This is a genomic window from Salinisphaera sp. (assembly GCF_035690525.1).
Classification (GTDB): Bacteria; Pseudomonadota; Gammaproteobacteria; order Nevskiales; family Salinisphaeraceae; genus Salinisphaera.
This window is the reverse complement of sequence record NZ_DASSKM010000060.1, coordinates 1-14146: the sequence shown is the minus strand read 5'-3', so window position 1 is coordinate 14146 and position 14146 is coordinate 1. Positions and strand designations below refer to the sequence as shown.

Here is a 14146-nt window from a genome sequence, read left to right as displayed (position 1 = left end):
TGTCGAAATTCGATCAGGAACAGTTGTGCCTGATGATAGGCCAGGCGCAGGGCATCGAAACCACGGCACTGCGTTTTTTCAACGTCTACGGACCGTATCAGGCGCTGTCCAACCCCTACACCGGAGTGCTCGCGATCTTCGCCTCGCGCTATATGAACGACAAGCCGCCGCTGATTTACGAGGACGGCGAACAACTGCGGGATTTCGTGAGCGTGCACGACGTCGCCCGGGCTTCGCGGCTGGCCGGTGAGGTTCCCGGGGCCGACGGCCACGTGTTCAATATCGGCAGCGGCCAGGTTCGCAGCATCCGCGAGATCGCGACGGTCCTCGGCACGGTGTTGGATAAACAGGCGTTACAGCCTGAATTCACCGGCCGCTATCGCGTCGGCGACGTACGCCACTGCTTCGCCGATATTCGACGCGCGCGTGATGTTCTGGGCTTTGCGCCCGAAGTGGCTTTCGAAGACGGTCTGCGCGAGATCGCCGACTGGCTGGCCGCGATGCCCGAGGACCAAAAGGCCGAAGACCGCGTGGAGCACGCCAGCGACGAACTGTTGCGGCGGGGGCTGGCGGTATGATCGGAATCGGCTCGATCGAAAACCAGGATGCGGTCGACGATGCGCGTCGGGGCCGGCAGGGGCGGGTGCTGATCACCGGCGGGGCCGGTTTCGTGGGTAGCAATCTGGCCGCGCACTTCGCCGCCCAGGGGCGCCAAGTGGTGGTATTCGATAACCTGTCCCGGCCGGGCGTGACCCGCAATCTCGAATGGCTGCGCGACCGCTTCGGGCGCGGCCTCCTGTTCGTGCGCGGTGATGTCCGTGACGCGGATGCCGTCGCCCGGGCCGTCGCCAGCTGCGATCAGGTCTTTCATCTGGCGGCGCAGGTGGCGGTCACTACCGGCTTGGCCGATCCGCGCGCGGATTTCGATATCAATCTGGGCGGCACCTTGAACGTGCTCGAGGCCGTCCGCGCGCAGGCGCAGCCGCCGGGCGTGGTATTCACGTCGACCAACAAGGTCTACGGCAACCTTGCCGGCCTTTCGGTGCAGGCGCTCGAGCGCCGCTATCGACCGCTCGATGACGACGTGGCCGAAACCGGCGTCGACGAATGGCAGGCGTTGGATTTCTGCAGCCCCTACGGTTGCTCCAAGGGCGGCGCCGATCAGTATGTGCTGGACTACGCGCGCTCCTTTGGCGTGCCCGCGGTGGTCTTTCGCATGAGCTGTATCTATGGTCCGCGCCAGTTCGGCACCGAGGACCAAGGCTGGGTCGCCCACTTCCTGCTGAGCGCGCGCGCCGGCGAGCCGCTGACCATCTACGGCGACGGCAAACAGGTACGCGACGTGCTGTTCGTCGACGATCTGGTCGCGGCGTTCGCGGCCGCGGAACGGCATATCGAAGCGCTCGCCGGCCGCGCCTTCAATATCGGCGGCGGGTCGGACAACACGCTGAGCCTGCTCGAATTGCTCTCGATCATCGATGAGTTCGGCGACCGGGCCGAAATAAACTACGCCGACTGGCGCACCGGCGATCAGCCGTATTACGTCTCGAACACCCGCGCGTTCGGCCGTGCGACCGGCTGGCGACCGGCGGTCGCGCCGCGGCAAGGAATCGAGCGGCTTTACGCATGGCTCGACGATGTGGGTGCGCCCGCGAGCGCCGAAAGCGGCGCGCGGGCCGCGCCTTGAACATACGTCGCGTATTGCTGTCGACCGACGCCGTGGGTGGTGTGTGGGACTTTACCCTCGAACTCGCGCGTGGTCTGAGCGAATACGGCGTCGAAGTGGTGCTGGTCACACTCGGCCCGCCGCCGGACGACGCCCGGCGGGCAGACGCGCGGGCCATGCCCGGGCTGCGTCTGCATGAAAGCGCTTTTCGCCTGGAATGGATGCAGCAGCCATGGGCCGACGTGGCCTGCTCGGGCGGTTGGCTGCAATGGCTGGCCCGGATCTACCGCCCGGACATCGTGCACCTGAATCAGTTCAGCCACGGCGCGCGGGATTGGCCGGCGCCCACGGTGGTGGCCGGTCATTCCTGTGTTTGCTCCTGGTTCGACGCGGTGCACGGCCAAGCGCCCGGCCCGGAATGGCGCGCGTACCGACAGGCGGTGAGACGCGGCCTGGCCGGGGCGGACATCGTCACCGCCCCCAGCGCGGCGATGCGCCGGGCGCTGCTCGCGCACTACGACGCGCCGGCGGATCTACGGGTCGTGTACAACGGCCGACGGGCAACGGATTTTCCGCCGAGCCCGCTACGGCCGCGCATTTTGGCGGTCGGCCGGCTGTGGGACCCGGCCAAGAATCTCGACGCGCTGACACGAATCGCCGACCGGCTCGACTGGCCGGTCCGGTTGATTGGCCCGGACCAAGACCCCGATCACGGCCCGGAAGGCCGGCGGTTGCGGGCGGCCGGGGTCGAACACCGGGCGCCGATGCGCGGTCCGGCGCTGGCACGCGAGTTTGCCGAAGCGGGCATCTATGCGCTGCCGGCGCGCTACGAGCCGTTCGGGCTGAGCGCGTTGGAAGCGGCGCTGGCGGGCTGCGCCTTGGTGCTCGGCGATATCCCGAGCCTGCGCGAGATCTGGGGCGATGCCGCCAGCTATGTGCCGCCGGACGACGACGCCGCACTGGCCGACGTACTACAGCAACTAAGCCGCAACCCCGACCGCCGGGAGCAATGGGCGCGCCGCGCGCGCTCGCGCGCCTTGAGTTATAGCGCGGCGGTGATGACCCGGCGCTATCTCGATGTTTATCGCGAAGCGAGCAAGCGCGCCGCGGCCCGCGCACAGGCAGCGCCATGCGAATCGTTTTCTTCTATCACTCGCTGATTTCCGATTGGAATCACGGTAACGCGCATTTCCTGCGCGGGATCGCGCGCGAACTGCTCCGGCGCGGCCACGACGTGCGCGTTTACGAGCCGCGCGACGGCTGGAGCCGGCGCAATCTGGTCGAGCAGGGCGGCCAGGCCGCGCTCGACGCTTTTCGCCGGCATTATCCCGAGCTGGCCAGTCATGACTACGACCCGGATCGGCTCGATCTGGATGCCGCGCTCGACGGCGCCGATCTGGTGCTGGTGCACGAGTGGAACGAGCCGGGGCTGATCGAGGCGATCGGCCGGGCTGGACTATCGAGGCTGGCTGGCGAATTTCGACGCGCCGGCGACGTTCGCGCGCCACCGGGTCACGCTCCACGTGCCCCGCCGGCCGTACGTGAACGCCTTGCCCGGCATCCCCACGATCCGCGTATTCGAGGCGCTGGCCTGCGGGATTCCGTTGATCTGCGCGCCCTGGGACGACGCCGAAGGCCTGTTTTCGCCCGGCGTCGATTACCTGCTTGCCGACGGCGGCGCCACGATGCGCGAGCGGCTACGTACCGTGCTCAACGACGAACAGGCGGCCCGCGCGCTATCGGAAAGCGGACGTGAAACCATACTGGCCCGCCACACCTGCGCGCACCGCGTGAACGAATTGCTCGATCTTCATGCAGCGCTGACCGGCGAGCCGGCGCAGCCCGCCATCGGCCGTTGACCATGACCGGGCGCTACGTCAACCAAACCGAGCTGCGCATCGTCGGCATGTCGCGCAGCGGCAACCATGCCATTATCAACTGGATCATGGCCCAGCTGCCAGGGCGGTTCTGCTTTCTCAACTGCGCCGAGCCCAAATTCAATCCGTTCGAAAGCGCGCGCACGCTCATGCACGGGCGACCGTATATCGCCAATTACGATACGTTCGATATCGAGGCCGAGCGGCGGGGCGATTTCAGCCGCAAGGATTATTTACTGCACAGCTATGAAGACTGTTTTCTCGGCTTGTTGAACAACCGCCGCTTCGCGCAGGCGCACGACCGCTGGGTCGGCGCTTCGCGGCAACGCATCGACGTTCTGATTCTGCGCGATCCGTTCAACCTGTTCGCCAGCCGGCGCAAGGCCGGTATCGGCGGCGTGACGACGCGCATCGGTCAGCGCATATGGAAACAGCACGCGCGCGAATTCCTGGGTCTACGGCGTTATCTGAACGACCCGCTGGTGGCGATCAATTACAACGCCTGGACCGGAAACCCGGCCTACCGCCGCGACCTGGCCGCCCGCCTCGGCCTGGCTTTCACCGATGCCGGCGCCCACGCGACGCCCGTGTTCGCCCCCGGTAGCGCGTTCGATGCGCCGGACGACGCCGACCGGCGCCGGCTGCTACAGCGTTGGCGGCACTACGCCGAGGACTCCGATTATCGCGAGCTGTTCGACGGCGAAATGGTCGGGCTCGCCCGGCGCCTGTTCGAGCTCCCGCCCGAACTGGTACGCGAGCTTGCCGACAACACCGACTCCGTATATCCCGCGTAGAGCAATTTCCACCTTAGCAATGGGGTTTCCAAAGGGGAGAGATCTCCCCCTTTGGTCGCCCGCGCGGTTTCATACCGCCCTTGCTCATTTGCGTTCATTCGCGGATTAATCTCTTTTACTGACCGGTGCTTCATGTTTGCGGCCGACCTCGATCAGCACGCGCTTCGCGTCCGTCCAGATCAGGCGATGCGGCGTATCGCGGCAGAACACTTCGAATGTGTGGTGGCGATAGAAAGCGCAGTGATCGGGCGGCAGCACGTACCACCAGCCGGTAAACCCGGCCGCGCGCTCGGGCACTTCCATGTCGGTGTGAATCAGCAGCAACCCGCCCGGCCGGGTCAGCGCCAGCAGTTCGTCGAGCACTGGCGCCGGCTCCGGCAGGTGCTCGAACACTTGAAAGGCATAGACCAGATCGAACTGCCGCGGCGTCAGATGCAGCGTTTCGAGCGTGCCGGTCAAGCGATCCGGATGCGGCTCGTCGGGCGGCAGCACGTCCACCGCGATGACCCGATGCCCTTTGGCCCGCAGCAGATCGGGCACGCGGCTTTCGCCGGCGCCGAAGTCCAGCACGCTCAGGCGGCTGCCCTCCAGCCGCGCCAGGGCCGGCTCCAGAAAATCGATATTGGCCCAGCCGCCCACGGGGCGCCCGGCCGAAGCCTCCGGCGGTGCATCCGAATCGGGCAGGTTCGGGGTGAAGATGAAGCCGCAGTTCGGGCATTCGACGAAGGAGTAGCCTTCGACCTTGCCCACCGGCGCCAGTGCACGCGCCCCGCACATGCGGCATGCGCGAGCGTTCTCGTCATCGGCGGCCGGTCGATGCACCGTGATCCGCGCTATCGACGAGACAGGCGTTCGAGCCATCGTTTGTATGTGCGGATCAAGCGGGCGGGTATATCGGTTTCATCCATGCGCGGTTTACGCGAGACCGGCGGCTTCGCGCGGCGCGCCGGCCGATCGTCGGCGACCGTGCGCGCGATTTCTTCCTCGGGCGTTGTCCGGCCGCCGGCTTCTTCGTCGGTGCCCAGAGGAACCGTCGCCGGATCCTCGGCCCGGACCTTATCTTTGGTATCGCCGGCATCGATTTTATCGCGGACCTTCGACCAGTTGGATTTTCCGGTCATGTTCGGCTCCTGGCTTACAATCTACTGCGTCATGTCGAGCTTGACTTTCATCCAGCCCGCGTCGCGCTGATCGAAACTGCGATAGGCTTCGATAACGTCGACGATCGGCTCGCGCTGGGTCAACACCTCGCGCGGCTTGAGCGTGCCGTTGCGCAAGCGGTCGACCAGCCCGGGGATGTAGCGGCGGTGGTGGCAGTTGCCCATGCGCAGGGTGAGGTTGCGCTGCATGGCGCTGCCGATCGAAAACGCGGTCTGGTTCGGCGGATAAACACCGATGATCGAGACGGTCCCGGCCTTCGCCACTGCTTGGATGCACCACTCCAGCGCCTGGCTTGGCGCGCCGCCGGGCTGCCACAACGAGTCTTGGGGATTGGTTTTGGGCGCGACCTCGGCGGTATTGCTCGGTCTTGTAATCGGCTTGTTCGGAAACCGGGCCGCTGCGTGCAGTCTCGGAATCGACACCGACGGCATCGATCGCGCAGTCCGCGCCGATGCCGCCGGTCAGTTGCCGCACCATGTCGACCGGGTCCTCGGCGTCGAAGTCGATCACTTCGGCGCCCTGGGCGCGGGCCATGCGTAGACGCGAAGCCCGGTTGTCGATCGCGAACACGCGCCCGGCGCCCATCAACTGCGCGCTGACGATGGCGAACAGGCCGACCGGGCCGCAGCCGAACACGGCCACGCTCTTGCCGGGCGTGACCTGCGCCATTTCCGCACCGAAATACGCTGTCGGGACGATGTCCGAGACCATCAACGCGTCCTCGCTGTCGACTTCGTCCGGCAGCTTCACGAGTCCGGCGTTGGCATAGGGGATGCGCGCGTATTCGGCCTGCAGGCCGTCGAAGGCGCCGGTCGCGCCCGGGCCGCCGAAAAACGAAGTGCCGGCGAGCTTGCCGTTCGGGTTGGCGTTGTCGCACTGGGCGTGATAACCGGTACGGCAATAGCTGCAGTGCCCGCAGGCGATGGTGGAGGGCACCACGACGCGGTCGCCGCGCTGCAGGTTGCGGACCTGAGCGCCGGTTTCCTCGACGATGCCGACCGCCTCGTGGCCGAGGATGGTGCCGGCCTCCATGCCGGCGAGCGTACCGCGCACCATATGCAGATCGGTGCCGCAGATGGCGCTTTCGGTGATGCGGATGATGGCGTCATCGGCGCTTTTGATCGCGGGATTGGCGACATTGTCCAGCCGAATGTCGCCGACATCGTGAAATACCACGGCTTTCATGGGTGGCGCTCCTTGCGGGTACTGCCGGGGCGTTTCGAAACCCGGTGGCTTGTATGGGTCTATGCCTGCGACTCCGAAGACGAGCTCTGGCCCGATTCTTCCTCCTTGCGCAGCTCCCGGGTAAACGCCTTGATGCCTTCCAGGACCGGGCCCAGCGCACGCCACAGTTCTTCGTCCTTGAGCAGTTCGTAGGCGCCGGTCAGCCCGGGCGGATAGGGCTGATCGCCAGACGGCGTGCGGCCCATGGCGGCGAAGCCGTCGTTCATGGCTTCGGCCGTGCGTTTGAAGTCACCCGAGGGCACGCGCCCGAGCAGGCCCGCGAGCACGTAAAGGTTGGCCAGCGCGTCGTAGCCTTGTTCGTTGTCCATTTCGCGGACCGGCAGCAGGGCGACTTCGGACAGCGAACCGGACAGGTCGCGCAATAGCCGCAGTACGCCGTGCCGGTGCAGGGAAATGACCAATTGATCGAGATCGTAATAGGCGTCGCGCCGGATTTTCTCTTCGGGGCCCAGCTTGGGTACGTTGTAGTCGAGTCTCCGGGCCATCACACACGCTCCGGGTTGGGGGCCTGGGTCGGGGGTTGTTCGTAGTCGTCGCGTTGCCACTTCCGGTTGATCAGGATGCCGTCCTGGGGCTGACGGTTGCCGAAGCGGAAATTGTTGTGCGGCAGCGGCGACTTACCGGATTTTTTCAGCACCTCCATCTTCACCGCCAATTCCTTGAACGCGGGCGTGTCCACGGCATCGTCGGCGTGATCCCCAGTCAGTTGGTTCAGGCCCTTGGTGCGGGTATGAACATGGATGAACAGGTTGTTGGTGCGCGGCCGATCGGTAATCAATACGGGGACCTCGACCTTGCCGCGCCGCGAGGTCAGGCGGACCTGGGCACCGTTCTCGATGCCGCGTTCCTCGGCGAGTTCTGGCGGCACCTCGACGAAGAACTCGGGCAACTCGTAGTTGATGCGCCAGCCCTGGCCGGTGAGGTTGCCCTCGTGGAAGTGTTCGAGCATGCGCCCGTTGTTCAGATGCAGGTCGTATTCCTCGTCGACCCGTTCCGAGGCGTCCTTCCAGTCCAGCGGCACCAGCCGCGCCTTGCCGTCGTCGAAATGGAAACGTCCGTCGGCATAGAGCAGCGGCGTGTCGGTGCCGTCGGGCGCCACCGGCCAGACCAGGGAATTCCAGCCTTCCAGCCGCGCATAGTTGACGCCCGCGAACATCGGCGCCAGAGAGGCGGCTTCGGCCATGATTTCGCTGGGATGGGTATAGCCCCAGTCGTGGCCCATCCGCTTGGCGATCTCGGTGGTGATCGCCCAGTCCGGACGAGCCTCGCCCAGCGGCTCGAATACCTTGTTGATCCGCTGGATGCGGCGCTCGGTGTTCACGAAAGTGCCATCCTTTTCCACGCTCGGCGCGCCGGGCAACACCACGTCGGCGTATCCGGCGGTCATGGACATGAAGATGTCCTGGACCACCATGAAACCCAGATTCTCGAAACCCTCGCGCACCCGGTTGGAGTTGGAATCCACCAGCGCCATTTCCTCACCCATGATGTACATCGCCTTGAGCTTGCCTTCGCTCATGGCGTCGACCATGGTGTGGTTGTTCAGGCCGGTGCTGGAAGGTAAAGACTCGACGTTCCAGCCGGCGCGCCAGTGCTCGCGTGCCTCGTCGTCGAAGACCGAGGCATAGCCGGGAAATATATTGAATAGCGAGCCGAAATCGGAGCAGCCCTGGACGTTGTTGTGCCCGCGCATGGGATAGCCGCCGGTGCCGGGCTTGCCGTAATTGCCGGTGACCAGCAGTAGATTGGAAATCGCGGTCGAGGTGTCCGAACCGTGGCTGTGCTGGGTTACGCCCATGGCCCAGACGCCGCAGACGGTCTTGGCTTGGCCGATCATTTCGCCGGCGTCGATTAATAGCTGCGGGTCCAGATCGCAGATCTCGGCGGCGTAGTCGATGGTGAAGGGCTCCAGCGATTTCCGGAAATCCTCGACGTCGTGGACGTGTTGTTCGAGGAACTCGGTGTCGGCGTAGCCGTGGTCGAACATGTAGCGCGACAGCGCCGAGACCCAGACCAGATCGGTGCTGTTTTCCGGGCGCAGGTGGATATTGGCGCGCTCGGCCATTTCTTGTCTGTGCGGATCGGCCACGATGTGCTTCTGGCCGTACAGCTTGTGCGCGCGCTTCATGCGCGAAGCGATTACCGGGTGGGTCTCGGCGGTGTTCGACCCGATGATGAGCACGACCTCGGCGGACTCCAGATCTTTAATCGTGCCGGCATCGCCGCCGTAGCCGACGGTGCGAAACAGCCCCGCGGTGGCCGGGTTTTGGCAGTAGCGCGAGCAGTTATCGATATTGTTGGTGCCGAAGACGGCGCGCGCCAGCTTCTGCATCAAATACGATTCTTCGTTCGTGCATTTGCTGGAAGCGACGAAACTCACCGCATCGGCCCCGTGCGCCTTGGCTACACCACGGAGGCCCTCGACGACGCGATCGAGAGCCTCGTCCCAGCTTGCTTCGCGAAAGCTTCCGTTCTCGCGGACCAGGGGAGTGGTCAAGCGTTTATCGCTGTTGACGAAGTCCCAGCCGAACTTGCCCTTGATGCAGGTCGAGATGCCGTTGGCCGGCGCCCGGTGATCGGGCTGGATCTTGAGAATCTGGCGGTCGCGGGTCCACATTTCGAACGCGCAGCCCACGCCGCAGTACGTACAAACCGTCTTGGTGCGTTTGATCTCGGCGCTGCGCAGCGCCTCGTCCATGAGCGAGATGTCCATAATCGGCTTGATGCCGATTTTCGGCTCGACCGCCTTCACGATCTCGATCATCGGACGCTTCAACTCGCGCGGCATCCCGGTGAACGGCCCGGCCTGGCCGATCATGTCCTTTTCCATCAGCGCGTTGCACGGGCAGACCGTGACGCACTGACCGCAGCTCACACAGCTGGATTCGTCGATCGCGCGATCGTCATCCCAGATCACCCGCGGATGCTCGCGCGACCAGTCGATCGAAAGCGTTTCGTTGACTTCGACGTTCTGGCAAACCTCGACGCAGCGGCCGCAGAGGATGCATTGGTCGGGATCGTAGCGGTAGAACGGATGCGATTCGTCGTTTGCGTACGGCTTGGTCTTGAAGTCGTAGCTTTGCTGGCGCACCTGCATATCGCGCACGGTGTCGTGCACTTCACAGTTGCCGTTGTTGTTCTCGCAGACCGTGCAATAGAGCTCGTGCTTGGCCATGATGCGCTGGATCGCCTCGCCGCGCGCATCTTGCGCGGTACCGGCAAGCTCGATCTTCATGCCGTCGGCGACGCTCAAACTGCACCCGTAGCGCAGCTGGCCGTCCTGGCCGACCAGACAGGTATCACAGCTTTGCAGCGGGCCCAGGCCCGGGTGATAACACAGATGCGGCAGATACAGATCGTTGCGCTCCAGGCAGTCGATCAAAGGTTCACCCGGGCGCCCGCGTATTTCCCGACCATCGACGGTAAGCCGGGCAACGTCTGCATCATCGGAGTTCGTCATAGTTGTCCCTTGAGGGCCTCACGTGCCTGCAAGCGCCTTGCGCTTTTCGATTCAAGGAAACGCGAGCGGCGGTTCGACAACAACCAGAAGAGGTCCCCGACCACGCTAGGGGCCGCCCGAGGACGATGGCCGATATTGAAGATGCGCGCTGGAGGTTTCGGGCACGGTGGCCGACTATTACGGCGGCGAGGTGACGGTCGGGATCGAGGGCAAGACCTACACCGCCGCCAACAACGGCGATCACATCTGGACGCTGGCCGCCGGCGTCATCGATCTCTGTCCGACGGCCAGGATCATCACTGCGAGACCAAGGCCGTCGATGCGTCTATTGCAAGCCAATCAGGTCCAACTCGCCTGCAACACCCCGCTTCCAGGCGGAAGCGGGGCAGATTGTCAGGCGCGGGCACGGCGCAGGCCCAATAGCCCGGCCACGGCCAGGGCGAACAAGCCCCAGGTCGGCGGCTCGGGTACGGTCTCGGTTATGGGGTCGGGAATCGTGGCGGCGTCGAGTTGCCAGTGGCCGGTTCCGGCGAAACAGTCGTCGCCCTGGGCGCACGGCGCGTGATTGTAATAATCGCTTTGCCAGCCGCCCACGGTCCAGTGGGTGCCGGTGCCGTGGGTACTGGCGCGATCACCGGTGCCGCCAATCAAGCGCATGTGGCCGGCTAATGACCCGTCGGCATTAAACGTAAAGTCAGATATCAATAATTGCGACGGCGAATAGATAAATTGCTCGCTACGCGGGGTCACGCCGGGGCCTAGAAGGCCGGAACCTAGGGTTGCCTCGTCCGCGCCCAATGGGGAAATACCTAGGCCCGCGAACAGAATCGGGCTCATGCGCGGATCGCTCTCGTTGGCTACAGGACCGCTACCGCTGTAATTAAACGTCGCCGAGCCAGAGCGATAGGCCGCATCCGTGACGACCAGTTGCCCGCCGGTGACTTGGGCCAGAGCGGTGCCGCTGCCGGCATCGGGAATGAAGTTGTAGATGACCGAGGCGTGCGCGACGCCTCCGAGCAGGCCGACCGCCAGCGCGCCGGCGGCGAGTTTGGATAGAACAGGCATGGGGCTCCCCGTTGTTGTTGGCATGGAGTGCCAATCAAGGATGATGCCAATGCCAAACCATCGGCCTGACAAGGACTTGCTGGCGCTGACTGTCAAGGCCGCCGACACTGTGAATACCCCAGACTATTTTAAATATCAATAGCTTGCGAGGGTGTAGCGAGAAATCGTCTGATAAATTTTTCAACATACGACACGCGAAGGCACGGGTATAAAACTCACCATCGAACAATTCGCGGGCATGGTCCCGCATTTATTCTTTATCCACGTCAATTGGAAGAGGAGCCAAACCATTCTTCCAGTAACTCGATAAAGCGGCGTACTTTGGCCCCAACTAACCGCGCCGAGGGATAGACCGCATGAATTCCGAGGCTCCGGGTCGTGTAATTCGGCAATACCTGTTCTAAGTTTTGGCTGGCTAGATGACTATCGAAGACAAAGCTTGGCCCATAAGCGATCCCGGCTCCACGCAAGGCGGCTGCCAACAGTATTTCCATGTTGTTGGCTAAGAATCGCGAGCGGCCTGCTATGTCATGCATATAGCCGTTCGCGTCGGTGAAGCACCAGTCGCCGGCCGAGGTGGCTTCGCTGAACGCCAGACGATCGTGGTGGCTCAGATCCGATGGCGATGTCGGGCGGCCGCGTTCGGCCAGATAAGATGGGGCGGCGCAGGCGATCATCTCGGTGCGTGCCAAGGGGCGAGCGACCAGGCTCGAGTCCGGCAGGTCGCCGATCCGGATAGCGACATCGAAACCGCCGGCAACCAGATCGACAAAGCGGTCACCGAGCGTCATCTCAATGCTGACATCGGGGTAGCGCCGAATGTACTCGGCCACCGGGCGTCCCATGTGTAGTGCCCCGAAAGTCGTGGGGGCAGTGACTCGCAGCGTGCCTCGCGGCTGGTCCTGCAATTCGCGAGCGGCCCGGTCGGCGTCGTCGAGCGATTCGAGGATGTGCCGGCTGCGTTGGTAATAGTCTCGGCCGACGTCGGTCAGATGAAGACGACGCGTGGTGCGGTGCATGAGCCGCACGCCAAGCGATGCCTCGACCGCGGCGAGATGTTTACCGGCCATTGCCGGAGTTATTCCCAGTATTCGTGCGGCCGCCGCCAGGCTGCCGTATTCGACGGCGGCCGTGAAAATCGAAAGTCCGGTGAATCGATCCATGGTTTATTCGATACCCCTGTTATCGAGTACATATAATAAAAAACGGATTATCGCCTAAATCGAAGCCTTCTATGATCTGTTTCGGTGCTCGAAGCGCTTTAACTCATAGGAGACACGCCATGAATATCATTGCGAATGGACTGACGCTGCATGCCGACGAAAGCGGCCGTGGCCCCCTTACGCTCGTTTTTCTCCACTACTGGGGTGGCACGGCACGAACCTGGCATCCAGTGATGGCGGCGCTACCGGAAAATCTGCGCAAGATCTCGCTCGATGCTCGGGGATGGGGCCAATCGGATCGACCCGAGGATGGCTACGATATCGCGACAATGGCCGATGACGTTGAAGCGGCGATTGCCGCTCTCGGACTGGAGCGTTATGTACTGGTGGGCCATTCGATGGGCGGCAAGGTGGCGCAGCTGCTGGCCTCGCGCCGGCCGTCCGGTTTGGTGGGGCTTGTGCTGGTTGCACCGTCCCCTGCCGAAGGAAAATCGTTGCCGGAGCCGGAACGTGAAGATATGGCCGGCGCCTATGCCGTGCCGGAGTCGGTGGGCTGGACGATCGACAACGTTCTGACCGAACGCCCACTGTCGCCCACTTTGCGCGATCAGGTTATCGCCGACAGTCTTGGCGGCGCGGAGGCTGCCAAAAAGTTTTGGCCATATACCGCGATCTCCGAAGATGTGAGTGCCGATTTGGCGCGAATCGATGTCTCGGTTTGGGTGATCGGGGGCCAGCAAGACAAGGTCGACGGGGTGGATATGTTGCGACGCGTTGTTCTGCCATCGCTGCCGGGCGCCGTCATGCGGAGCGTACCGGGAGTCGGGCATCTCATACCGCTGGAGGCGCCGCAGGCGGTTGCCGCGTCTATCGTTGAATTCGTTGACGCCGAATTATCTAGCGAATGCCGTACGGCAAAACAGCCGGAGGATGTTCCCGCAATATTCGACTCAGCGCTTAACCGTGGCGATCTTGACGCCGTTATGTCGCTATTTCATCCGGAAGCGATTATGCGGATGCAGGACGGTAAGACGATCGCCGAAGGTCGGGACGCACTGCGTGGAGCGTTTGCTCAACTGATTCCCGCGCAGCCCGAAATACGCAACGGCGTTCGCCGGGTGATCGCAAGCGGTGACATCGCTCTACTGCTACTCGAGTGGACGATCCGTCTTACCCCGCCCGGTCAGGATGAGCTAGTCGAGCGCGGCGTCGCGACCCAGGTGGTAGAACGAAACGCAGACGGCATCTGGCAGCTGCGAATCTCGAATCCTTTGGGGATCGATTGATCTCGTTTTGACGCCACTGTCCCCGCTCATTCGTGCAGCGTTGCCTTCGTCGAGGGCCAGGCGGTGCCGTCCGGCAGGCCGATGGCTTTCATGGTCAATTTGAATTGGATGTCCACCGTAGCTTACGGACCTGTCGATTCGCCGTCGAAGAGACAGCGTATCTTCATTGCGGAGGCAAAAAAAACGCCGCCGGCCTCGATGCCGACAGCGTTTTTTTATGGCAGGATTTTAGGCAGGCAACTAAAAGTTTTCTTCTAAAATACTGATCTTGCACCAAAATTGGTGGAGGCGGCGGGAATCGAACCCGCGTCCGCGGATTCTCGACCCTCGGGTCTACATGCTTATTCCGCCTTTGATTGTCGGCGTGAGCTACCCGGCGGAAGGGGACAACTCACGCGTATCTTCGTTTGCTCTTAACGGGTCGGCCCG

11 protein-coding genes, 1 other RNA gene and 2 pseudogenes are annotated in these 14146 nt (G+C 63.5%); 6 read left to right on the top strand and 8 right to left on the bottom strand.

Annotated elements, in window-relative coordinates:
- From VFJ08_RS04790 to VFJ08_RS04765, 5 genes and pseudogenes are all read left to right on the top strand, one after another.
- A partial coding sequence (locus VFJ08_RS04790) for an NAD-dependent epimerase/dehydratase family protein (protein WP_324995710.1) occupies nucleotides 1-578 on the top strand: 578 nt, incomplete at its 5' end.
- Nucleotides 575-1687: an SDR family NAD(P)-dependent oxidoreductase gene (locus VFJ08_RS04785; protein WP_324995709.1), complete on the top strand. Its 1113-nt coding sequence runs from the start codon at nucleotides 575-577 to the stop codon at nucleotides 1685-1687. The genes VFJ08_RS04790 and VFJ08_RS04785, both read left to right, overlap by 4 nt.
- A complete protein-coding gene (locus tag VFJ08_RS04780; protein ID WP_324995707.1) occupies nucleotides 1684-2826 on the top strand; it encodes a glycosyltransferase family 4 protein in 1143 nt (380 codons plus the stop codon). Before VFJ08_RS04785 ends, VFJ08_RS04780 begins: the two co-directional genes overlap by 4 nt.
- Nucleotides 2796-3525: pseudogene (locus tag VFJ08_RS15710) on the top strand (CgeB family protein). Before VFJ08_RS04780 ends, VFJ08_RS15710 begins: the two are co-directional and overlap by 31 nt.
- A 2-nt stretch (nucleotides 3526-3527) precedes the next feature.
- A complete protein-coding gene (locus tag VFJ08_RS04765; protein WP_324995701.1) occupies nucleotides 3528-4337 on the top strand; it encodes a hypothetical protein in 810 nt (269 codons plus the stop codon).
- 105 nt (nucleotides 4338-4442) lie between these two features.
- Here VFJ08_RS04765 and VFJ08_RS04760 read toward each other — a convergent pair whose 3' ends face one another.
- The 7 genes and pseudogenes from VFJ08_RS04760 to VFJ08_RS04730 all read right to left on the bottom strand — a co-directional run bounded on the left by VFJ08_RS04760 (nucleotide 4443) and on the right by VFJ08_RS04730 (nucleotide 12431).
- Nucleotides 4443-5198: a class I SAM-dependent methyltransferase gene (locus VFJ08_RS04760; RefSeq protein WP_324995698.1), complete on the bottom strand. Its 756-nt coding sequence runs from the start codon at nucleotides 5196-5198 to the stop codon at nucleotides 4443-4445.
- On the bottom strand, nucleotides 5171-5458 hold the full coding sequence (locus tag VFJ08_RS04755; protein WP_324995696.1) for a hypothetical protein: 288 nt from the start codon (nucleotides 5456-5458) through the stop codon (nucleotides 5171-5173). Before VFJ08_RS04755 ends, VFJ08_RS04760 begins: the two co-directional genes overlap by 28 nt.
- 21 nt (nucleotides 5459-5479) lie before the next feature.
- A pseudogene (locus tag VFJ08_RS04750) lies at nucleotides 5480-6683 on the bottom strand (zinc-dependent alcohol dehydrogenase).
- A 59-nt stretch (nucleotides 6684-6742) separates the two neighbouring features.
- Entirely contained in the window at nucleotides 6743-7228 is a 486-nt protein-coding gene (locus VFJ08_RS04745) for a hypothetical protein (protein ID WP_324995692.1), read from the bottom strand.
- Nucleotides 7228-10203 carry a formate dehydrogenase subunit alpha gene (gene fdhF / locus VFJ08_RS04740; protein ID WP_324995690.1) on the bottom strand — a complete coding sequence of 992 codons (2976 nt, stop codon included), beginning with the start codon at nucleotides 10201-10203 and terminating at the stop codon, nucleotides 7228-7230. Before fdhF ends, VFJ08_RS04745 begins: the two co-directional genes overlap by 1 nt.
- Nucleotides 10204-10596: 393 nt before the next feature.
- Nucleotides 10597-11268 (bottom strand): PEP-CTERM sorting domain-containing protein, encoded by a 672-nt coding sequence (locus VFJ08_RS04735; RefSeq protein ID WP_324995688.1) that lies wholly within the window; start codon nucleotides 11266-11268, stop codon nucleotides 10597-10599.
- Between the two features lie 266 nt (nucleotides 11269-11534).
- Nucleotides 11535-12431, bottom strand: coding sequence for a LysR family transcriptional regulator (locus tag VFJ08_RS04730; protein WP_324995686.1), 897 nt, complete (start codon nucleotides 12429-12431; stop codon nucleotides 11535-11537).
- A gap of 119 nt (nucleotides 12432-12550) precedes the next feature.
- Here VFJ08_RS04730 and VFJ08_RS04725 point away from each other — a divergent pair, with 119 nt between their 5' ends.
- Nucleotides 12551-13717, top strand: coding sequence for an alpha/beta fold hydrolase (locus VFJ08_RS04725; RefSeq protein WP_324995684.1), 1167 nt, complete (start codon nucleotides 12551-12553; stop codon nucleotides 13715-13717).
- Nucleotides 13718-13997: 280 nt separating this feature from the next.
- Here VFJ08_RS04725 and ssrA read toward each other — a convergent pair.
- Nucleotides 13998-14146: a transfer-messenger RNA gene (gene ssrA / locus VFJ08_RS04720) on the bottom strand; the annotation flags it as partial.

Excerpts from the sequence above, each read along its gene's own strand:
- VFJ08_RS04785 (WP_324995709.1), top strand. The coding sequence starts at position 575 with ATGATCGGAATCGGCTCGATCGAAAACCAGGATGCGGTCGACGATGCG.
- VFJ08_RS04765 (WP_324995701.1), top strand. The coding sequence starts at position 3,528 with ATGACCGGGCGCTACGTCAACCAAACCGAGCTGCGCATCGTCGGCATG.
- VFJ08_RS04760 (WP_324995698.1), bottom strand. The coding sequence starts at position 5,198 with ATGGCTCGAACGCCTGTCTCGTCGATAGCGCGGATCACGGTGCATCGA.
- VFJ08_RS04755 (WP_324995696.1), bottom strand. The coding sequence starts at position 5,458 with ATGACCGGAAAATCCAACTGGTCGAAGGTCCGCGATAAAATCGATGCC.
- VFJ08_RS04745 (WP_324995692.1), bottom strand. The coding sequence starts at position 7,228 with ATGGCCCGGAGACTCGACTACAACGTACCCAAGCTGGGCCCCGAAGAG.
- fdhF (WP_324995690.1), bottom strand. The coding sequence starts at position 10,203 with ATGACGAACTCCGATGATGCAGACGTTGCCCGGCTTACCGTCGATGGT.
- VFJ08_RS04735 (WP_324995688.1), bottom strand. The coding sequence starts at position 11,268 with ATGCCTGTTCTATCCAAACTCGCCGCCGGCGCGCTGGCGGTCGGCCTG.
- VFJ08_RS04730 (WP_324995686.1), bottom strand. The coding sequence starts at position 12,431 with ATGGATCGATTCACCGGACTTTCGATTTTCACGGCCGCCGTCGAATAC.
- VFJ08_RS04725 (WP_324995684.1), top strand. The coding sequence starts at position 12,551 with ATGAATATCATTGCGAATGGACTGACGCTGCATGCCGACGAAAGCGGC.